The 18,748-nt window shown below is 56.7% G+C and carries 19 protein-coding genes; 9 read left to right on the top strand and 10 right to left on the bottom strand.

What is annotated here, in order from left to right; translation table 11 throughout:
* Positions 1-10: 10 nt before the first annotated feature.
* The 6 genes from ACIGG6_RS00465 to ACIGG6_RS00490 all read right to left on the bottom strand — a co-directional run bounded on the left by ACIGG6_RS00465 (position 11) and on the right by ACIGG6_RS00490 (position 5,921).
* Positions 11-805 carry an ABC transporter permease gene (locus ACIGG6_RS00465; protein WP_399841154.1) on the bottom strand — a complete coding sequence of 265 codons (795 nt, stop codon included), beginning with the start codon at positions 803-805 and terminating at the stop codon, positions 11-13.
* Between the two features lie 11 nt (positions 806-816).
* Positions 817-1,719, bottom strand: coding sequence for an ABC transporter permease (locus ACIGG6_RS00470; RefSeq protein WP_399841156.1), 903 nt, complete (start codon positions 1,717-1,719; stop codon positions 817-819).
* Positions 1,712-2,776 carry an ABC transporter ATP-binding protein gene (locus ACIGG6_RS00475; RefSeq protein WP_399841158.1) on the bottom strand — a complete coding sequence of 355 codons (1,065 nt, stop codon included), beginning with the start codon at positions 2,774-2,776 and terminating at the stop codon, positions 1,712-1,714. Before ACIGG6_RS00475 ends, ACIGG6_RS00470 begins: the two co-directional genes overlap by 8 nt.
* Before the next feature lie 93 nt (positions 2,777-2,869).
* Entirely contained in the window at positions 2,870-3,904 is a 1,035-nt protein-coding gene (locus tag ACIGG6_RS00480) for an ABC transporter substrate-binding protein (RefSeq protein WP_399841160.1), read from the bottom strand.
* A gap of 165 nt (positions 3,905-4,069) precedes the next feature.
* The gene (locus ACIGG6_RS00485) at positions 4,070-4,999 is read right to left on the bottom strand and encodes a LysR substrate-binding domain-containing protein (protein WP_399841163.1); all 930 of its coding nucleotides are present in this window, start codon (positions 4,997-4,999) and stop codon (positions 4,070-4,072) included.
* On the bottom strand, positions 4,992-5,921 hold the full coding sequence (locus ACIGG6_RS00490; RefSeq protein WP_399841165.1) for a LysR family transcriptional regulator: 930 nt from the start codon (positions 5,919-5,921) through the stop codon (positions 4,992-4,994). Before ACIGG6_RS00490 ends, ACIGG6_RS00485 begins: the two co-directional genes overlap by 8 nt.
* Positions 5,922-6,023: 102 nt before the next feature.
* On the opposite strand from ACIGG6_RS00490, the gene ACIGG6_RS00495 reads away from it, so the two are divergent.
* Together ACIGG6_RS00495 and ACIGG6_RS00500 are read left to right on the top strand one after the other, a co-directional pair.
* The gene (locus ACIGG6_RS00495) at positions 6,024-7,136 is read left to right on the top strand and encodes an NAD(P)/FAD-dependent oxidoreductase (protein ID WP_399841167.1); all 1,113 of its coding nucleotides are present in this window, start codon (positions 6,024-6,026) and stop codon (positions 7,134-7,136) included.
* A 65-nt stretch (positions 7,137-7,201) separates the two neighbouring features.
* Positions 7,202-7,948: a transporter substrate-binding domain-containing protein gene (locus ACIGG6_RS00500; RefSeq protein WP_399841169.1), complete on the top strand. Its 747-nt coding sequence runs from the start codon at positions 7,202-7,204 to the stop codon at positions 7,946-7,948.
* Positions 7,949-8,023: 75 nt separating this feature from the next.
* Here ACIGG6_RS00500 and ACIGG6_RS00505 read toward each other — a convergent pair whose 3' ends face one another.
* Entirely contained in the window at positions 8,024-8,791 is a 768-nt protein-coding gene (locus ACIGG6_RS00505) for an exodeoxyribonuclease III (protein ID WP_159343622.1), read from the bottom strand.
* Positions 8,792-8,932: 141 nt separating this feature from the next.
* On the opposite strand from ACIGG6_RS00505, the gene pyrE reads away from it, so the two are divergent.
* On the top strand, positions 8,933-9,598 hold the full coding sequence (pyrE, locus tag ACIGG6_RS00510) for an orotate phosphoribosyltransferase (RefSeq protein WP_399841171.1): 666 nt from the start codon (positions 8,933-8,935) through the stop codon (positions 9,596-9,598).
* A 2-nt stretch (positions 9,599-9,600) separates the two neighbouring features.
* On the opposite strand, the gene ACIGG6_RS00515 is transcribed toward pyrE, so the two are convergent.
* The gene (locus ACIGG6_RS00515; protein ID WP_253018726.1) at positions 9,601-10,071 is read right to left on the bottom strand and encodes a tRNA (cytidine(34)-2'-O)-methyltransferase; all 471 of its coding nucleotides are present in this window, start codon (positions 10,069-10,071) and stop codon (positions 9,601-9,603) included.
* A 108-nt stretch (positions 10,072-10,179) separates the two neighbouring features.
* Between ACIGG6_RS00515 and rep the strand changes: the two genes are divergently transcribed.
* On the top strand, positions 10,180-12,249 hold the full coding sequence (rep, locus tag ACIGG6_RS00520) for a DNA helicase Rep (RefSeq protein WP_399841173.1): 2,070 nt from the start codon (positions 10,180-10,182) through the stop codon (positions 12,247-12,249).
* A 112-nt stretch (positions 12,250-12,361) separates the two neighbouring features.
* Here rep and ACIGG6_RS00525 read toward each other — a convergent pair whose 3' ends face one another.
* Positions 12,362-13,195, bottom strand: coding sequence for a c-type cytochrome (locus ACIGG6_RS00525; RefSeq protein WP_399841176.1), 834 nt, complete (start codon positions 13,193-13,195; stop codon positions 12,362-12,364).
* Between the two features lie 256 nt (positions 13,196-13,451).
* A complete protein-coding gene (locus ACIGG6_RS00530; RefSeq protein ID WP_399841178.1) occupies positions 13,452-14,324 on the bottom strand; it encodes a GNAT family N-acetyltransferase in 873 nt (290 codons plus the stop codon).
* Between the two features lie 143 nt (positions 14,325-14,467).
* Between ACIGG6_RS00530 and ACIGG6_RS00535 the strand changes: the two genes are divergently transcribed.
* From ACIGG6_RS00535 to ACIGG6_RS00555, 5 genes are read left to right on the top strand one after another with little or no spacing between them, the layout of a single operon-like run.
* The gene (locus ACIGG6_RS00535) at positions 14,468-15,103 is read left to right on the top strand and encodes a thermostable hemolysin (protein WP_399841181.1); all 636 of its coding nucleotides are present in this window, start codon (positions 14,468-14,470) and stop codon (positions 15,101-15,103) included.
* A complete protein-coding gene (locus ACIGG6_RS00540) occupies positions 15,087-16,547 on the top strand; it encodes an AMP-binding protein (RefSeq protein ID WP_399841183.1) in 1,461 nt (486 codons plus the stop codon). The genes ACIGG6_RS00535 and ACIGG6_RS00540 overlap by 17 nt, the downstream gene beginning before the upstream one ends.
* Positions 16,544-17,236 (top strand): TenA family transcriptional regulator, encoded by a 693-nt coding sequence (locus tag ACIGG6_RS00545; protein WP_399841186.1) that lies wholly within the window; start codon positions 16,544-16,546, stop codon positions 17,234-17,236. Before ACIGG6_RS00540 ends, ACIGG6_RS00545 begins: the two co-directional genes overlap by 4 nt.
* Positions 17,223-18,050 (top strand): SDR family oxidoreductase, encoded by an 828-nt coding sequence (locus ACIGG6_RS00550; protein ID WP_399841189.1) that lies wholly within the window; start codon positions 17,223-17,225, stop codon positions 18,048-18,050. The genes ACIGG6_RS00545 and ACIGG6_RS00550 overlap by 14 nt, the downstream gene beginning before the upstream one ends.
* On the top strand, positions 18,047-18,724 hold the full coding sequence (locus ACIGG6_RS00555) for a hypothetical protein (RefSeq protein ID WP_399841191.1): 678 nt from the start codon (positions 18,047-18,049) through the stop codon (positions 18,722-18,724). The genes ACIGG6_RS00550 and ACIGG6_RS00555 overlap by 4 nt, the downstream gene beginning before the upstream one ends.
* Positions 18,725-18,748 lie beyond the last annotated feature (24 nt).

Below are 18,748 nucleotides of genomic sequence, written 5' to 3' on the forward strand. Positions count from 1 at the left end.
AGCTGGCTCCTTAGCCCTTGCCGATGAGAACTTTGTCGATTCCGTAGAGCCGATCGAGCAACACCATGAACAGCACCGTCAGCACGATCAGTACGGTAGAGACCGAGGCGATCAGCGGATCGACAGTGTGAGCGATATGGTTGTACATCTGCACAGGTAGCGTGGTCGTGCTTGGCGAGGCCACGAAAATGGTCATGGACAATTCATCGAAGCTGGTGGTGAACGCCAGTATCCAGCCCCCTGCGACGCCAGGAAGGATCATTGGCATGGTGATACGCCGGAACGTCGTCCATTGGGAAGCACCCAGCGACAAGGCGGCCTTTTCAGCACTACGATCCATGCCGAATACCGATGCCATCACCAGGCGCATGGTATAGGGCATGACAATGATCACGTGGGCCGCAATCAATGCCCAGAAGCTACCGTAAATGCCTATCTGGGAGAAAAAGCTCAAGAAAGCTACCCCGAGAACGACATGGGGGATCATCAGCGGCGACAGGAATAAACCGACCAACGCGTCACGGCCACGGAACCGGTAACGAACAATGGCCAGCGCCGCAGGCACCGCTAGCAAGGCCGAGAAACTGGCGGCAGCAATACCGAGATACAGGCTATTCCAGAAAGCGCGGATGAAGTCGTGGTGTTCGAAGATTGCCGTGAACCAGCGCAGCGAGAACCCATCCGTGGGGTAGGAAAGATAGCCATGCGGCGTGAAGGCCACCAGCATTACCACCACCAAGGGAGCCAGCAGGAAAATAACGAATAGCGTGTGAAACGCCAGGGCAAGTTTACTATTACGTAACATCGTGATGTCTCCTAGCCCAGGGTACGGCGGAAACGCCGCTCCATCATGCGGTTATAGCTCATCACTACGACGACATTGGCCACCAGCAGCACGATGGCTATTGCCGCTCCGAGCGGCCAATTCATGGTGCTGAGATATTCGTCGTAAGCAGCGGTGGCCGCTACCTTGAGACGCCGCCCACCGATGATGGCTGGCGTGGCGAAGGCGCTGGCGGATAAGGCAAAGACAATCAAGCTGCCGGAGAGGATGCCGGGTAGTACCTGGGGTATGATCACTCGACGAAAGACGGTGGCATGGCTGGCGCCCAACGAAAGGCCGGCATGTTCGACAGCAGGATCGAGCTTCTGCAGGGCGGCCCATACCGAAATCACCATCAGCGGCACTAGTACATGAACCAGCGCGAGAATCACTCCCGTGTGGGTATACATCAAGTTACCAGCACTGGACTCGGCAATACCGCTTCCTTCTAGAAACTTACCAAGCAAGCCGTTGCCGCCGATCAACAGGACCCAGCCAAGTGTCCGCACGACCACTGAAATCAATAGCGGCGCCAGGGTGATGACCAGAAACAGCGAGCGCCATGGACTGCGCATGCGCGAAAGAATATAGGCCTCCGGCACGCCGATCAGGATACACAGCACCACTACCGCTATGCTGATGCCGTAGGTGCGCAGAAATATCTCGTGGAAATAACTGTCTTGCAGGACCTCGATATAGTTTTCGAGGCCGAATGACGAGACGATGCCAACCGAATAATCAAAGCTGTTGAAACTGAGTATCAGCGTCATGATCAGCGGCATGCCCAACAGGGCGAGAAAGAAAATGGCGCCTGGGGCGCTCAACAACCACGGCACCGGATTAAGCGACCGTGTCCGGGTTGACGAAGAGGGAAGATGAGAAACAAGCTCAGCCATTTGCTTGCTCCCCCAGGACACGTACCGCCCCGTCTTGCCAGCAAATACCGACATCATCGCCTACCGCCGCCCCTTGGGATCCCAGGTTCGGCTGAGTGATCAACAGCTCGCCAGCACTACTATCGACTTGGTACAGCCAGTGGTTGCCCAGGAACAATCGTGTCCGCACACGCCCCTGTAGCTGGCCGGCCATGTGCTGAGTCAACGCCAGTTTCTCCGGGCGAATCGACAGTTGAACCTTGTTCCCCTTGATCTCATCGGGCACGGCGATCTCGAGCCGGCAGTCGCCGAGCTTGACATGGGCCTGCCTGCCTTCACGCTGGTCTATGTGGCAGTCAAACAGATTGGTCTTGCCGACAAAAGAAGAAACAAAGTTGTCTCTGGGATTCTCGTAGGCTGCAAAGGGCTCGTCCACCTGTACCACCTTGCCCTGATTCATCACTACGACACGATCACTGAGCGAAAGCGCTTCCGATTGATCATGAGTTACCATCAGGGTCGTGGTGCCGACCTGCTGTTGGATATTACGCAGCTCGATCTGCATGTTTTCTCTCAATTGCGCATCGAGGTTGGAAAGCGGCTCATCAAGCAACAACAACGGTGGCCGAATGACCAGCGCTCGGGCCAGGGCCACCCGCTGGCGTTGGCCACCCGACAGCTCGCGAGGATAGCGATCTTCGAGGTGATCGAGACGCACCAGCTCCAGTGCTTCACTGACCTGCTGGCGACTTTCGCCGGCAGAGACCTTGCGCATTTCCAGGCCGAAACGAACGTTTTCCGCCACAGTCATGTGGGGAAACAGGGCATAGCTCTGGAATACGATACCGATGCCCCGTTGATTGGGCTTGCAGGACGTAATGTCCTCACCCTTCATCAGGATACGTCCTCGAGTGGGCTCAACGAAGCCGGCAATCATTTGCAGTGTGGTCGTCTTGCCGCAACCTGACGGACCGAGTAACGAGACGAACTCGCCCTGGTCAATATCGAGGGTGATGTCTTGCACGGCAGTATTGCTGCCGAAGCGCTTGGTCAGCGACTCTAAACGAAGGAAACTCATGGCAGGACTCCTCCACACCCTTGCCCATCAAATGGGGAGGCAAGGATGTGGTGTCTTTAGTGGATATCAACAAGGAACGGGGTTGTCGCGAGCCTAGCGCTCAACGTGTCGGTTCCAACGATTGGTCCATTCGAGACGATTGGGATTGATGACATCCCAGTCCACGGCCACTAGCTGGTCGACCTTTTCACCATAGGGGAGCACGCTTGCCAACTCGTCGGATAGCTGAGCATGCCGCTGTGCGGGGCCCCAGCCCTGGGTGTCAGCCAGCAGCTCCTGAGATTCCGGTGCCAGCAGGTGCTCGATAAAGGCCTCGGCCAGCTCGCGCTTTTCACTGCCTTCGATGACACAGGCAGCCACCATCAAAGCGACGGCACCCTCTTCGGGGTAAGCAAAGGCGCCTGGGAAGCCTGTGCTGGCCAACGCACGCAAGCGTCCACTGCCCCAGACCGACAAGGCGATTTCTTCATTCTGGAACAGCTCGGACATCTTGCCCGCCGAAGGCTCGAAAGAGAGGATATTAGGCGCGACTTGCTCTTGCATGAATTCGAAACCGGGATCGATATCGCTTTCGCTTCCCCCGTTGAGACGCGCCGCCATTACCAGGGCATGCACACCATAAGTATTACTGATGGAAGGAACGACCAGTTTGCCAGCAAATTTCTCATCCGCCAGGTCTTGCCATGAGGAGGGCGGCTCCCAGCCATTACGCTCGAACATATCGGCATTGTAAGCAAAACCAGAAGCGACCAGGCCAACTCCGACGGCCTTGTCATCGGGGAAACGCGCGATGTCGTAGACGTCATCAAGCATGGCAGTATCTTGCATCGGCGTGCAGAAACCCAGATTGACGGCTTGGTACATGGGTCCATCGTCCATCAGCACCACATCCAGCTCCTGGTCACCACGCTGGGCTTGTAGCTTGGCCAGGGTATCTGTGGAGTTACCTGCCACGTAGATGATTTCCGCGTCATGCTCTTCGAGAAATGCTGGAATGATCTCATCGCGCATGGCTTGCTCAGTAGAGCCCCCGTAGGAACCAACATAAAGCGGTTCAGCAAAAGCGGTATTAATGCCGAGAAACAGCAGTCCCGCCATGGCAGTCGTTTGGCTAGTCATTTTTTTCATGCTTGCAGTGTCCTGTCATTGATGTTGATGTTTTGCTTGTTGTTATCAATGGCCGCCACCGCTTCTGTTATTGCTAGAAAACGGTCAGAAGGCGTGGGCAGTGCGACCTGAAATTGAAACTAGCATCGCTTCGGGCATCAGGACTAATGCCTTTTGTTAGCCATCCTATTCGCTAATGTTATGGGTTAATGGCGTGGGCGATGTATCAAGCTGGTCGGCAAGATGCCGTTTCAACTCCTCAAGAAACTCCAGCACCAATCGTGACGGGGGACGGAAAGCGGGCAGCACTGCACTGTAATGAAAGGGAATTTCAGGGGTAAAGGGGCGTGATATTAAACCTTGAGAAATGTAGCTATCCGCGGTGATCGGATCAATCAACGACACCCCAGCTCCGGCCAAAACCAGTTCGCACGCTACACTCGACAATTGGGTCTCTATACGCATTCGACGCCTGATGCCCGCCTGCTGGAAGGCCTGATCGATAAGCGGCCTGACATCCTGGGTTTGTCCGAGAGAGACGAAAGATTCCCCTTCAAGATCCTTTATATTCACGACAGACTGGCTGGCAAGGGGGTGATCAGTCAGCATCACTAGCCGCAATGCACCACTGGCAATCGGACGAATGGTGACCGAGGGGTCGACCAGATGCATGCCTATCAGGCCTGCATCGCACTGTTGTGTCGCCACCCACTCCAGCACCCGCTGAGAGCTATGCACCTGCAGGGATATGGTGATACCTGGATGTCGCTCGGAGAAAGCGTTGATCATCGTCGGCAGCGCATTCAACGCCAGGGCGGGCATGCAGCTCAGCAGCAATCGACCGGTACGAAATTCACGGATCTCGCGGGCCGTATCGGTAATTTTATCCAGGCCGACGAATGCTCGCTCCACATCTTCATAGAGGGCTAACGCTTCCGGTGTAGGGATCAATCTACCCTTGTGGCGCTGAAAAAGCGCAAACCCCACATGGAACTCCAGATCTCCGACCAGACGACTGACAGCAGGCTGGGAAACGTGCAGTGTCTGGGCGGCACGCGTGACTGTCTTGTGGACAATCACCGCCCGAAAGGCTTCTATCTGGCGAAGATTAATCATCTTTCTGGCGCTCCCATGGCAGTCGGGTGGCTTGTAAGAAGCGTTGGCGAAACACGCCGATAAACTCCTGGGCGAGCTGAGATACGGGTTGGTCACGTGGCGTTAGCAAAGCAAAATCCTCTCCTAACAAGGGAGAAAAAGGCCTTAATACCAAGTTCATGTCGCTGAAAGCTCTGGCGCTGATGGGGTCGAGGACCGCGATGCCCACTCCTCGGCCGACTAGCCGGACCGCTTGCAGGGCCAGCGAGACTTCCAAGCGCCGTCTGGGGCGTAACTGTCTTGCTTCCATCAACCGCTCCAGGTCGAGGCGCAAGGGGTCCTGCGGCTCGAAGCAGATCAGGGTCTCATTGGCAAGATCATCCACTTCCACCGTGTCACGTTCCGCAAGGGGATGGCCAGAGGGTAGCGCGCATAGGCTGTCGAGATGAAATACGTCGCTGTCCATACGGTCATCGATGGCAGAAACAATAGCAAAGCCTAAGTCACAGCGCTGGGTGAGGACGTCTTCCACTACCTGGTCTGAGCGGAAAGTGGCCAGCTCGATCCTGGCATCGGGATGGCCAGGCGCGAAGTCCGCCAGTACATCGGGTAGGAAGGTCATTCCCAGCAAAGGCATGGCACTGATACGCAGCCCCCCGACTTCACGCTCGCTGATCCGCCGTGCGGTACTGCGCAAGTGCTCCATGCCGCTCCATACCTTCTGTACCTCGCGATGAAATAGGCGCGCCTCCGGTGTCGGCACCAGACGCCCCCGAACACGCTCGAAGAGCGTGAACCCTACGTCATGTTCCAGTTGCTTGAGCAGGCGTGTGACACCCGGTTGTGCAATCAGCATACGCCTGGCGGCACCGGAAACAGTACCGATCTCCATGACATGCTTGAAAGCAAGAATCTGGCGGTCACGCAAATGAAGAGAGGGCATGGGCATAACTTTTACGCATGAAGTGGACAATTATTGGTATTGGATCGTATAGCCTATCCCTACCTATAGTCGAGCTTACTTAAACTAGATTGAGCTAGCGGCATGCAATTTGACTTCTTAATTATTGGTGGTGGCGTAGTAGGCATGGCTGTTGCCTATGGCCTACTGCGCAGAGGTCAAAAAGTTATCATGCTAGACGAAGGAGATGATGTTTTACGCGCATCACGAGGTAATGCCGGACTAACGTGGGTACAAGGAAAAGGTATAGGCATGCCTCGTTATGCCGAGTTGAGCCTACAGTCGAGCGATGCATGGCCTTTCTTTGCTAGTGAGCTTAGCGAGCGTAGTGGTGTACCACTTGAATACTCTCGCCAGGGCGGTATTGATATTTGCTTTGACGTTCAGGAAGCCGAAGCACGTGTGGCCAACTATCGTAAACTTCAGGCTTCATCACCCTATCTCGCACGCTATTTTCAATGGGAATACTTAGATAGACAGGCTCTGTTAACCCATCTCCCTGGCTTAGGTGAAAGCATTCACGGGGGCACTTGGTCTCCCCATGATGGTCATTGCAATCCGCTATTGCTTCTGCGCGCACTTTTAACAGCTAGCCTTAAGATGGGTCTTAGCTATCACCCAGGCTGCTCGGTTCAGCGCCTCGAATCAAATATCGTTGGCTTCACTGCCAATACTCTAGGCGGTAACTTTTCAGCCGAGCGTATTATCGTAGCTGCAGGCCTAGGAGCAAAGCACCTCTCCCCCATGTTGGGCCTGAGCGGAGAAGTGTTTCCCTTGCGAGGGCAGATCCTCGTAACGGAAAAAATGCCTCTGATATCACAACTTCCTACACCTCAGATAAGGCAAACCGGTAACGGTAGCTACTTGATCGGTGATACCCATGAACATGCAGGTCTAAACCGGGATGCGACTACCAGCATCATGGCGAAATTAGCAGCTCGTGGGGTGCGTATTTACCCGCACCTGAAGAACGCCAACATAGTGCGTGCTTGGGGTGCATTACGAGTAATGACACCTGATGGGTTTCCACTGTATGAATCGTCCAGAGCCTACCCAGGTGCCTATAACATCAATTGTCATAGCGGAATTAGTTTAGCTGCTTTCCACGCCGAAGAGCTGGCTCAAGCCTTGCTGCATGACCGAATGAGCCATGAATTTAGCGAATTTTCCAGTGCGCGCTTTAGCAAGATTAACTAACAAAAACTTTATACCGAGAGTACGACGCCTCACACAACCATCGATAAAACCAAGAGGAATGCGAAATGCGTCAAGCCACCTGCTGCTTACTTTTCACGACAGTATTAATCGGCGGCCTCGCCCATGCTGATAGTAAACCACTACGTATTGGGGTCGATGTGCCCTATGCGCCTTATCAATATAAAGAGCCTGATGGCACCATCACAGGGTTTGAAGTTGAATTAGTCAATGCTGCTTGTGAACGCATGCAGCGTGAGTGCGAATGGGTAGAACAAGGTTGGGATGGAATTATTCCTGGATTAATGGCGCGTAAATACGACCTTATAGCGTCAGCAATGAACATCACTGAAGAGCGTTCGCGACAAGTTAGCTTCTCGATTCCTTACTACCAAGTACCATCCGTTTGGGTTAAAAATACAAATAATGAATACGATCTAGAAGGTAACTTGGCAGATGTTGCAATCGGCGTGCAACAGGCCACTATTCAAGATGAATATGTTACTACCTATTATCCTGATGCGGATATTCACCGTTATGCCGACTCAGGCTCAGTAGTTACTGATATGCATGCTGGACGTCTTGATCTAGTTTTCACTGCGTACTCCCTTGCTCAAGAAACGATGCTACAGGATGAGCGTTTTGTAAAAACGGGAGAATTAATTACTGGGCCTGAATCAATCTATGGTCCAGGTATTGGTGCTGCATTCCGGCCAAGAGATACAGCATTAATAGAAGAGTTCAATAAAGCAGTACTTGAAATTAAAGAAGACGGAACTTTCGAGAAAATTTATAATATATATTTTAACAATTAGAGATTTAAAATAATGCAACAAGCCGCCCCTAAGGGCGGCTTGTTTCTTAAACGCGACGCGGGAAGTAGCTAACGCTTAAAGCGCTAGATCATACTCAACGATCAGCGGTGCGAACTCAGAGAAGGTCGCATCGTAATCAATCCACGCGTCCACCACGTGACGACGGAAGTTGGGGCCGACCAGTTGGTAGTCGATCCGCCAGCCTTCTTGACGATCACGGGGCACGTCTTGGTCAAGCTTTGGCCACCAGGTGTACTCGCCTGCATCGCGATTAATTTCGCGGAAGGTGTCGATAAAGCCGGTGGGGCCAAGCACCTGATCCATCCAGGCACGCTCTTCCGGGCGGAAACCCGAGGTGAGCTGGTTGTCCGACCAGTTGGCCAAATCGACGGTTTTGTGGGCAATGTGCCAGGTACCGCAGATGATGTATTCGCGGCGTTTGCGCGACATCTTCGTCAGGTACTCTTGGTACTGCTCCATAAACGCCTGCTTGGCTTTTTGGTCACTTCCATCAGGCATCAGGAAGGTGGCAATGCTGAAGCGGTCGTAATCCGCCTGCAGAAAGCGCCCTTCGTGGTCGCACTGAGGGAACCCCAAGCCGTACATAATGGCTTTGGGGATTTTGCGGCAATAGAGTGCCACACCGGAGAAACCATCCTCTTCGGCATCCAGGAAGTAGCCTTCGTAGCCTTCCGGATAGAGAATGTGGTCACCCAGTTCAAAACTTTTCGCCTTGATGTTCTGCACGCAGACCACGTCGGCATCCTGCTGAGCCAGCCAGTCCAGGAAGCCACGGTCGACGGCATCACGTATACCATTGACATTAATGCTGGCAATTTTCATAAATCGTCCCTTTTGCGTCGCTGCTGTATGATACCCGACGTTTAGACGTTTGGGTAAAGGCAGCGAGTAAAACTTGCCATTTACCCTACTTTTATTGTTGCTTTCGTGCCGATTGAAACCTACCGCTTAGTGAGGAATGCCGTGGCCACCACTCTACAACCCTACCAGCGCGATTTCATTGCTTTTGCCATTGAACAGGGCGTACTTAAGTTTGGCGAATTTACGCTTAAATCCGGACGCGTTAGCCCCTACTTTTTTAACGCAGGGCTGTTCCAAACCGGACGAGCACTCGCCAAACTGGGCCGTTTTTACGCTCAAGCGATTGTCGATAGCGGTTTGAAAGCCGATGTACTGTTCGGCCCGGCCTATAAAGGTATACCGCTGGCAGCGGTAACCGCTGCCGCGCTGGCCGACCACCACGACCGCGACATGCCTTACTCCTTCAATCGTAAAGAGGCCAAGACTCACGGTGAAGGTGGCAATATCGTAGGGGCGCCGCTTTCAGGCGATATTTTGATCATTGATGACGTGATCACCGCAGGCACCGCGATCCGTGAAGTGATGGGCCTGATTGAGCAGAGCGGTGCCCGTGCCGGTGGGGTGATCATTGCACTCGACCGTCAGGAGCGCGGCCAAGGCGAACAGAGCGCCATTCAAGAAGTACAGGCCCAGTACGGCATGCCGGTGGTCAGCATCGTCACCCTTGAGCAAGTGCTGACGTATCTTGAAGAGCACGCAGGCGGCGAGATGCTCGCCTACGCCGATGCGGTACGCGCTTACCGCGACCAATACGGCATTGCCAGGTAAGTCTAAATCTCGAGGGCGCCAGCGTAATCCTGCTGGCGCCACGCTTCATAGCTCACCACCGCTACCGCGTTGGAGAGATTCAAACTACGGTTATTAGGCTGCATGGGGATTCGCAGTTTATGCTCCGCCGGAAGCATGGCGTGCACTTCTGGAGAGAGCCCGGCGGTTTCTGAACCGAACAGCAGTACATCCCCCGGTGCAAAGTTAGCATCGCTGTGGGCGCGGGTGCCCTTGGTGGTAATCGCCCAGATGGTGCGCCCCTGCATGGCGGTGTAAAACGCCGTAAAATCCGCGTGGCGGGTCACGTTGGCGAGGTCGCGGTAGTCTAAACCAGCGCGGCGCAGCTTTTTCTCTTCGAGATCAAACCCTAGCGGCTCGATCAAATGAAGACGGCAGCCGTTGTTCGCCACCAGGCGCATAATGTTGCCCGTATTGGGAGCCATGCGCGGCTCGAATAGCGCTACTTCAAACATCACCACCTGCCTATGAGTTACCTGCTGTATTTGCCTGCTGCGCCTTCGTCAGCGCCGCTGATTGTAATAGAAATTGCCCCGAAACACTTGTAGAGGTCACCCTTCGCCATGACGCCCCAACCGCCAAAGAGCATTCTTAGCCGTATCAAAGGGCTCAACCCACGCCAGCAAGAAGCGGTGCGCTACATCGATGGCCCTTGCCTGGTACTAGCGGGCGCGGGGTCGGGCAAAACCAGCGTGATCACCACGAAAATTGCCTACCTCGTGCAAGAGTGTGGCATGAGCGCGCGTAAAATTGCCGCGGTAACCTTTACCAACAAGGCCGCCCGAGAGATGAAAGAACGGGTGGGCCAGATGCTGAAGGGCAAAGAGGGCCACGGGTTGACGGTTTCGACGTTTCACAACCTGGGGCTCAATATTATTCGCGGCGAGTTGAAAACCCTGGGCTACAAGCCGGGGTTTTCGCTGTTCGACCCGGAGGATGCCAAGGCGCTGCTGCGCGACTTGATGAACAAAGACGCCCAGGTGGATGCCGAGCAGATTAACGCCGTGCAGGCCAAAATTTCGACCTGGAAAAACGACCTGGTGCTGCCAGGGGATGCGCTCTCGTTCGCTGCCGACGATGACGAGCACTTCGCCGCCCGCGTCTATGAAGCCTACGTTCGCCACCTGAAAGCCTACAACGCGGTGGATTTCGACGACCTGATCCTACTGCCGGTGGTGCTCTTACAGCGCGACCCCGAAGCGCTGGCCCGCTGGCGGCGCAAAATCCACTACATGCTGGTGGATGAGTATCAGGACACCAACGTCTCCCAGTACCTGCTGGTAAAGCTGCTGATGGCGGAACGGGCCAACTTTACCGTTGTAGGCGACGACGACCAGTCGATTTACGCCTGGCGGGGCGCACGGCCGGAGAATCTGGTCACGCTGGGGGAGGATTTCCCGCGCCTAAAGGTCATCAAGCTGGAGCAGAACTACCGCTCTACCGGCACCATCCTACGTGCCGCCAATACGCTGATTGCTAACAACCCCCACGTCTACGACAAAACCCTATGGTCGGATATGGGCGACGGTGCGCCGATTCGCGTGGTGGTGAACCGCCATGAAGAGGCTGAGGCCGAGCGGGTGGCTAGCGAAATGCTCACCCGGCGCATTAAAGAAAAAGCCGAATGGCGCGATTTTGCGGTGCTCTACCGGGGCAACTTCCAGGCGCGGCTATTGGAGCTGAAGCTGCAGCACTATCAGATCCCGTACAAGCTCTCCGGCGGCACGTCGTTTTTCTCTCGTAACGAGATCAAAGACGCCATGGCGTACCTGCGCCTGCTGATTAATCCCGCCGACGACAACGCCTTTTTGCGTATCGTCAACGTGCCCCGCCGCGAAATTGGCCCCGGCACGCTGGAGAAGCTCGCCAACTATGCCACCGAGCGCTCGATCTCGCTGTTCGCCGCCTGCCATGAATTAGGGCTTGAGCAAACCCTGCCTACCCGCGCCGTGGAGCGGCTTTCCCGCTTTATCCACTTTATTGATGGCGTGCGCAAGCGAATGGACCAGGGCGATGCCATTGCCGCGATCCGCGACATGCTGCGGGATATGGATTACGAGGCGTGGCTCTACCAAAACGCCAGCGCCCCTACTATTGCCGAGCGGCGCATGGCCAACGTGTGGATCTTGATTGATCAGTTGGAGAAGTCGCTGAACCGCGACCCGGAAGACGCCACCGATTCCACCGCGACGGAAACCGACGGTGTGGAAGCGGCCATTTCACGCCTGGTGCTGCGGGATATTCTCGAACAGCAGGCGGAGGAGGATGACTCGGATCGGGTGCAGTTGCTCACCATGCATGCTTCCAAAGGGTTGGAGTTCCCTCATGTGTATCTGATGGGCCTGGAGGAGGATTTGCTGCCCCACCGCAACGCCATCGAGATGGATACCGTGGAGGAGGAGCGCCGCTTGGCCTACGTGGGCATTACCCGCGCACGGCGCACGCTAACGCTGACGCTGGCCCGCCAGCGAAAGGCCTATGGTGAGCTGATGGACTGCCAACCCAGCCGCTTTTTGGATGAGCTGCCCGCCGATGACTTGGAGTGGGAGGGCCGCGCCGATAAAGAGGACCCGGAGAAAAAGCAGGCACGCGGTAAAGATGCGATTGCTGGGCTGCGCTCGCTGCTGGGATGAGGTCGTGAACGGTGTATCGCACAAAAAAATATCCACAGGGGGTTTGGAGCACCCTCCTGTGGATAGTTTATAACGCCTGGCTTACCCGCCCATGAGGGCGGGCCGCTCGCCTTTACTGTGCTTGCGAGACCATGTAATCCACCACGGCCATAATCTCTTCATCGGAAGCGCTGCTGCCACCACGCGGCGGCATCACGCCTTTACCGTTGAAGACGCTTTGGTAGAGTGCGTCGGTACCCTGCTCAATACGCGGGCTCCAAGCTTCCGCGTCGCCCAGCTTCGGTGCTCCGGCAACACCGGCACCGTGGCACGCCGCACAGCCAACGCTGGCGTAGAGTGCTTCACCGTCTAAACCGCTGTCGCCACCGGCAGCTTCTTCTTCATTAGCAGCAGCGGCTTCGCTCGCTGACTCTTCTGCTGCAGCGTCGTCGGCTGCTGCCATGTCGTCGCTCGCGCTCTCTTCAGAGGCTTCTGCTGCGGCTTCTTCTTCACCGCCACCTAGCTCAGGCACTTCCATGACGGGCTCGACCATATAGGCAACCGCGGCTTCCATCTCTTCGTCAGAGAGGTTGGGGTTGCCGCCACGGGCAGGCATCGCGCCAATACCGTTAATGGCATGGTCTAGCAGTGTGGCAAAGCCTTGCTCGGTACGCTCGGCCCAAGCGGCTTCGTCACCGCGTACCGGCGCACCGGCCGCGCCGGTTTCGTGGCACGCCATACAGACGTTGTTGTAGATGCCCTCGCCATCTACTTCACCATCACCGCCACTGCTAGAAGCCGCGGGGGCTGCTGCCGTGCCGCAGTCTTGGCCTTGAAGGCAGAGTTGTCCTACCGGCGCTAGGCGCTCAGCGATTGCGTCACGCGCTGCATCTTGGGCATAAGCACCGGATGTGCCTGCCATGACGCCGAGGGCCGCCAGCCCGCTCATGATCAGCTTAGATTTCACTCTCACCACCTCTTAAGTTTTATTTAATAAAAGCTTAGTGCTTCAAAATTAGTGCTCATGCTTGATACCTAGCGCTTGGAGACGCCGCACTTGCCCCTGATGCGGCAGTACCACTATCTACTTTGGCAACCCAGACGCCAAGACATGCGTATGGAGTTAGTATACCGAGAACATAAAGGGTAAGAAAATGCTACTAAGCGCGGCAATTCAACCCATGACGTCCGTTATCTGAGTATTTCTCTGCTGATCGGCGTGGTTAGCACCATGCTAGCAATTGCTCCCGCCCTTCCCGTCCCAACCCCGCTTGGGAATAAACCCGCTGTGCGGGGGTGTTTTGCGCATCCACCGTTAGGGCAAGGCACTGTGCCCCTGCCTGAGCTGCCAAGGCCTGGGCATGCTGAATGATGACTCCACCAAGCCTCTGACCGCGCCATTCAGGCACCAGCCCCATCAGCTGCAGGCTCCAGTGCTGAGCGGTGGTGGCGAGTAACAGTACCCCTATAGTGTCACCTTGATACTTCAGCCGATACCAGTGGGTGGGATTCGGCGCCTGAGCAGACACGGCCTGGGCGTAAAAACCCGCCAGCAGCGCTTCTACCGGCAGTACATCACGAAGCGCTGGGCAATCCAGGGAGTCTTCACCCACCCGTTCAAGTAATGCTTGCTGTTCAGCCAACGCTAACTCCCCAAGAGGGCGCAGCGTCAGGGTATGCGGCGTATGAACTGCCTGGCACGGCCACACAAGATGCTCTAGGGTAGCCAATGTACGCATACCACTCTTAACCAACGTTTCCTCCCAAGCTGCCCAAGGCGCGGGCAGGGCCACATGGCAAAGCACTATTGGCTGCTCGCTCACCCAAGCCTGCAATGCACACAGCAGTTGCCGGGCAACGGGGTTATTCCGCTTAGGCAGCCATAGCTGCGCCGTATGGTTCGCCAGCGGTTGCACCCAGGCGGCCGCGACTATTTGGTCGCCATCCATCGCCACCCACAGACCCTGCCAATCAAAGCCTGGCGTCGCTTGGGTCGTCGTTAATGCATGTTGCAACGCAGGCTGCAGGGCAGGGTCGTGCACTGCAGCCAAGTGCAGCAGCGCCTCGCGTCGCCGGTTGGCGAGGCAAGGCATCATGCGGTGGTTCCGTTGCGATTCTGCTGTCACTGCGCGCTCCCGTGGCTTCCTATGCCTAATGGATGGTCTGATTTTTTTAACGGCTTAAGTTTTCGTTAAGTAATGTCAACGAGAGTGTCGGGAAACACGATGGAGATCGCCCGATGGCTCACCTACGTTCGTTGCCCTTAACACCTTTGCGCTGGCAGGAAGCTTATAGCCAGCATGACAGGATACAGCTTCAGCAGTTGATACAGGCGCGTTTCGCGCATCAACACAACGCCACGGTCTATCACTTTCTACCGCGTCTATTTGGCCTTTGGCAGGCAGAACAACCCTATGCCGCGGTTGGGCTCCGCGTGGCCGACAGCGAGCCGCTGTTTTTAGAACGCTACCTGGATAGCCAAGCCGAACAGGTGCTCAACGAGCGCTTTGATCACTCCCTTCGCCGCCAGGATATCGCTGAAATTGGCAACTTAGCCACCCTTCGGCCCGGCTTGCAGCGCCAGCTATTCATCCATTTAGCCCACCAGCTAGCGTCCGAAGGCATCGCCTGGCTGCTGTTTACGGCCACGCCAGAAGTGGCTAACGGGCTGCGCCGCTTAGGGCTTGAACCGCAGCCAATCACTCCTGCCGACCCCAGCCGCCTAGGCGATGAACAGGCACTGTGGGGGCACTATTACGAGCATCGCCCGTGGGTAATGGCCGGTGACTTACGCAGCGCCATGCGCACCCTGCAGGCCTCTGCTACGCCTGTTAGCCTCGTTAGCACAGAGGTGCTCCATGCGCGCTCAGCCTAATGCCTTACTGGCACGTATTGAGCACTATGCCACCAGCGCTGCCCAGCACATTGCGCTGACTGACGGCAGCCGTTCCCTCTCCTATACCGATCTACTTGATCAGATTGCTCAGCGCCGCCAGCGGCTACGCAACGCTCACGCTCGGCGGGTCGCGCTGGCGCTAGATAACGGTTTGGAATGGGCGCTCTGGGACTTAGCGCTGATGATGGAAGCCTGCGTGGCCGTGCCTATTCCTGAGTTTTTCAGCGACCAGCAGCGCCGCCACATCGTTCAGCAAGCGGGGCTGGATAGCTGGATTGGCCACGGCAGCAACACCTACGGCTTTCAGCCCACCAATGATACGGCCATCACACAGCGTTGGGTTGAACAGCCGCCTGTATTACACGCAGACACCACGCGCATCACCTTTACCTCTGGCACCAGCGGCGCGCCCAAAGGGGTGTGTTTGGATAATGCGGCGCTACTCACCGTAACCGAAAGCCTCGCCACCGTCGTCGCACCGCTCGATATACGCCGTCACCTTGCCCTGCTGCCGCTCTCCACGCTATTGGAAAACATCGGTGGGCTGTATCTACCGCTGTGGTTAGGCGCCTGTAGCGTGCTGCCCGGCATGGCGGCACTTGGCTGGCAGGGCGCCAGCGGCTTTCACGCGCCCCACGCTCTTGAAGCGATAGACCGCTATCAGCCCAACAGCCTGATTGTCGTACCGCAACTGCTTCAAGCGCTCGTCAATCACGCACCCAATGCCCCCCGTAGCCTGCGCTTTGTGGCGGTGGGCGGGGCAACAGTGGCACCGACCCTGCTCGCCAACGCCCAGCAAAGCGGCTGGCCGGTGTATGAAGGCTACGGCTTATCAGAGTGCACTTCGGTGGTGTGTCTTAACCGCCCTGGCGAGCCAAGCGGCGGCGTGGGCCGCCCGCTGCCACACGCGCAAGTTCAGGTGGATGAAAACGGCCAGCTGCACGTGCGCGGCGCGCTAATGCTGGGCTATCTCGGTGAAGCCCCAAGCGACGAGTGGTATGCCACCGGCGACACTGGCCAGTGGCAAGGCGACGCGATCCGCCTCAACGGCCGCCAACGGGAGGTGTTCATTACCGCCTATGGGCGCAATGTGAACCCGCAGTGGGTAGAGGGTGAACTCTGCACACAGCCAGCCATCGCCCAAGCCATGGTCTACGGCGAAGCCTTGCCCGCGAATAGAGCGCTGATTGTGCCCGCTTCCACCCACATCACCGATACCCAAATCGACGCGGCGATTGATGCCGTGAACCGCTCGCTGCCCGACTACGCCCAGGTGCACGCGTGGCAGCGCGCAGCCCCTTTTACCCCCCACAACCAACAGCTCACGGCCAATGGCCGCCTGCGCCGCGACACACTCCTGACAGCCTATGGCCATTGGCTGCAGAGCGCGTCACACCCCACAACAGAAGGAGCAACACCATGACCGCTTACCAACAGCTACAAGACGCCACCCAAGAAGCACGTACCTGGCTACTGACAACGCCGATTGTTAACCGCGCTCTGGCGGGCAATGTCACCCTGGAGGAGTACCTTGCGTTTCTCAGCCAGGCATATCACCACGTGCGTTTCACCGTACCGCTCATGATGGCCTGCGGCGCGCGGTTGCCCGACCGGCTGAACTGGCTGCGCACCGCACTGGTGGAGTACATCGAAGAGGAGCACGGCCACGAACAGTGGATTCTAGATGATATCCGTGCCGCAGGCGGTGAAGCGGATGCCGCAGCAGCGGCCACGCCCGACCCCGCCACCCGGCTGATGGTGGCCTGGATTCGAGATAGCGTAGAGCACGGCAACCCGGTGGCGTTTTTCGGCATGGTGCAAGTACTGGAAGGCACCAGCACGGCACTAGCGACCCAGGCCGCTGAGCGGCTACAGGCCAGCCTCTCGCTGCCCAATAGCGCCGTGCGCTATCTCACCTCCCACGGCAGCCTGGATATTGGCCATTTAGCCTTTTTCGAGCAGCAGATCAACCAACTTGGCGATGAAGACCTCGCCGTGGTGATTGATAGCGCCAATATGTTTTACCGCCTGTACGGCGCGATGTTCAGAGGCATTCAAGCGCGCTGTGCAGGTCGCAGCGCGGTGGAGGAACTTAGCCATGCGTTGGCCTAGCAAGCAGACACTGCCTGGCGGATGGGCAGGCCAACGGGTGCTCATCACAGGAGCAAGCGGCGGCATTGGCTATGCCCTAGCCGAAGCACTGGCCCAGCGTGGCGCGCACCTTGTCATCAGTGGGCGAAAACCAGAGGTGCTCGCTCTGCTAGTTAACCGCTTCCCGGAGCAGATGGTGGCCGTTGCCGCAGACCTGACCCGAGCCGAGGAACGCCACCGTTTGGTCAGCGCGACCCACCTGGCGGGCTGCAATATGCTGATCAATGCAGCTGGCAACAACCAGCAGGGATTTTTCGATACCACCACCGATAGCGATATCGAGCAGTTGGTGGCGATTAATCTAACCGCCACGCTGCAGCTAACACAGGCACTGCTGCCTCAACTGATGGCCTGCCCTCAGGCAACGATTATCACCATCGGCTCTACCTTTGGTCAGTTGGGCTATCCAGGCCAGGTGACCTACTGCGCGACCAAGTTTGCCCTGCGGGGTTTTAGCGAAGCACTGCGGCGCGAGCTTGCCGACACCCGGGTACGCGTCATGTATATCGCCCCCCGTGCCACACGCACGGCCATGAACTCGCCGCAAACCGAAGCGCTCAACGCCGCACTGGGTAATGCGGTTGACTCTCCCCACGCCGTTGCGCTGGCCATTATCAACGCAGTGGAGCGGCAGCGCGAAGAGCTGCAAATTGGTCGGCCGGAGCGCTTCTTCACGCGCCTTAACAACCTGTGGCCCGGTGCGGTAGATCGGGCGCTGTTACGTCAATTACCGGTGATTCGTCGTTTTGTTACCACTAAGGAGTCCACGCCATGAAACGGTCAGTGGCTATGCTTGAAATAAAGGCTCTACGTCATACGCTGCTGGCCACGGCTTTTGGGCTACTCAGCCTGCCAGGCTTTGCCAGCGAGCCCGACAACCCGGCAGTGGCAGAATCCTTTACTGAATTACAGCAACGCTGGGCCGAGATTAAGTACTCCCTACCACAAGATCAGCAAGGCCAAGCCTTTCGCCAGTTGGGTGACCACGCAGAACAGTTAGTTGAGCGCCACCCTGAAGCCGCCGAGCTGCATATCTGGGCGGGTATTATCCGCTCTACGGAAGCCGGGGTGAACGGTGGGCTTGGCGCGCTAGCGCTGGTGAAGGAGGCGAAACAGGAGCTTGAAACCGCACTGGAACTTAACCCGCTGGCGCTGGAAGGCTCAGCCTATACCAGCTTAGGGGCGCTCTACTATCAGGTGCCGGGCTGGCCCATTGGTTTTGGCGATGAGGCCAAAGCCGAGTGGCATTTGCAGCGCGCCCTTGCGATTAATCCCGAAGGGATCGACAGTCTCTACTTCTGGGGCGACTATTTACATGAACAGGGTCGTGATGCCGAAGCGCGCCAGGCATTAGAGAACGCTCTACTGGCTCCACCCAGGGAAGGCCGCGAACTGGCAGACAGTGGCCGCCGTGGTGAAATACGTCAGCTACTCGCTGAGCTTGAGTAACGCAGCACAGACAGAATAAGGAGC

Source organism: Vreelandella lionensis (assembly GCF_044543515.1).
Lineage (GTDB): Bacteria > Pseudomonadota > Gammaproteobacteria > Pseudomonadales > Halomonadaceae > Vreelandella > Vreelandella lionensis.

Excerpts from the sequence above, each read along its gene's own strand:
- ACIGG6_RS00470 (WP_399841156.1), bottom strand. The coding sequence starts at position 1,719 with ATGGCTGAGCTTGTTTCTCATCTTCCCTCTTCGTCAACCCGGACACGG.
- ACIGG6_RS00490 (WP_399841165.1), bottom strand. The coding sequence starts at position 5,921 with ATGCCCTCTCTTCATTTGCGTGACCGCCAGATTCTTGCTTTCAAGCAT.
- ACIGG6_RS00485 (WP_399841163.1), bottom strand. The coding sequence starts at position 4,999 with ATGATTAATCTTCGCCAGATAGAAGCCTTTCGGGCGGTGATTGTCCAC.
- ACIGG6_RS00550 (WP_399841189.1), top strand. The coding sequence starts at position 17,223 with ATGCGTTGGCCTAGCAAGCAGACACTGCCTGGCGGATGGGCAGGCCAA.
- rep (WP_399841173.1), top strand. The coding sequence starts at position 10,180 with ATGACGCCCCAACCGCCAAAGAGCATTCTTAGCCGTATCAAAGGGCTC.
- ACIGG6_RS00500 (WP_399841169.1), top strand. The coding sequence starts at position 7,202 with ATGCGTCAAGCCACCTGCTGCTTACTTTTCACGACAGTATTAATCGGC.
- ACIGG6_RS00465 (WP_399841154.1), bottom strand. The coding sequence starts at position 805 with ATGTTACGTAATAGTAAACTTGCCCTGGCGTTTCACACGCTATTCGTT.
- ACIGG6_RS00515 (WP_253018726.1), bottom strand. The coding sequence starts at position 10,071 with ATGTTTGAAGTAGCGCTATTCGAGCCGCGCATGGCTCCCAATACGGGC.
- ACIGG6_RS00530 (WP_399841178.1), bottom strand. The coding sequence starts at position 14,324 with ATGATGCCTTGCCTCGCCAACCGGCGACGCGAGGCGCTGCTGCACTTG.
- ACIGG6_RS00480 (WP_399841160.1), bottom strand. The coding sequence starts at position 3,904 with ATGAAAAAAATGACTAGCCAAACGACTGCCATGGCGGGACTGCTGTTT.
- ACIGG6_RS00545 (WP_399841186.1), top strand. The coding sequence starts at position 16,544 with ATGACCGCTTACCAACAGCTACAAGACGCCACCCAAGAAGCACGTACC.
- ACIGG6_RS00535 (WP_399841181.1), top strand. The coding sequence starts at position 14,468 with ATGGCTCACCTACGTTCGTTGCCCTTAACACCTTTGCGCTGGCAGGAA.
- ACIGG6_RS00495 (WP_399841167.1), top strand. The coding sequence starts at position 6,024 with ATGCAATTTGACTTCTTAATTATTGGTGGTGGCGTAGTAGGCATGGCT.
- ACIGG6_RS00555 (WP_399841191.1), top strand. The coding sequence starts at position 18,047 with ATGAAACGGTCAGTGGCTATGCTTGAAATAAAGGCTCTACGTCATACG.
- ACIGG6_RS00540 (WP_399841183.1), top strand. The coding sequence starts at position 15,087 with ATGCGCGCTCAGCCTAATGCCTTACTGGCACGTATTGAGCACTATGCC.
- ACIGG6_RS00475 (WP_399841158.1), bottom strand. The coding sequence starts at position 2,776 with ATGAGTTTCCTTCGTTTAGAGTCGCTGACCAAGCGCTTCGGCAGCAAT.
- ACIGG6_RS00505 (WP_159343622.1), bottom strand. The coding sequence starts at position 8,791 with ATGAAAATTGCCAGCATTAATGTCAATGGTATACGTGATGCCGTCGAC.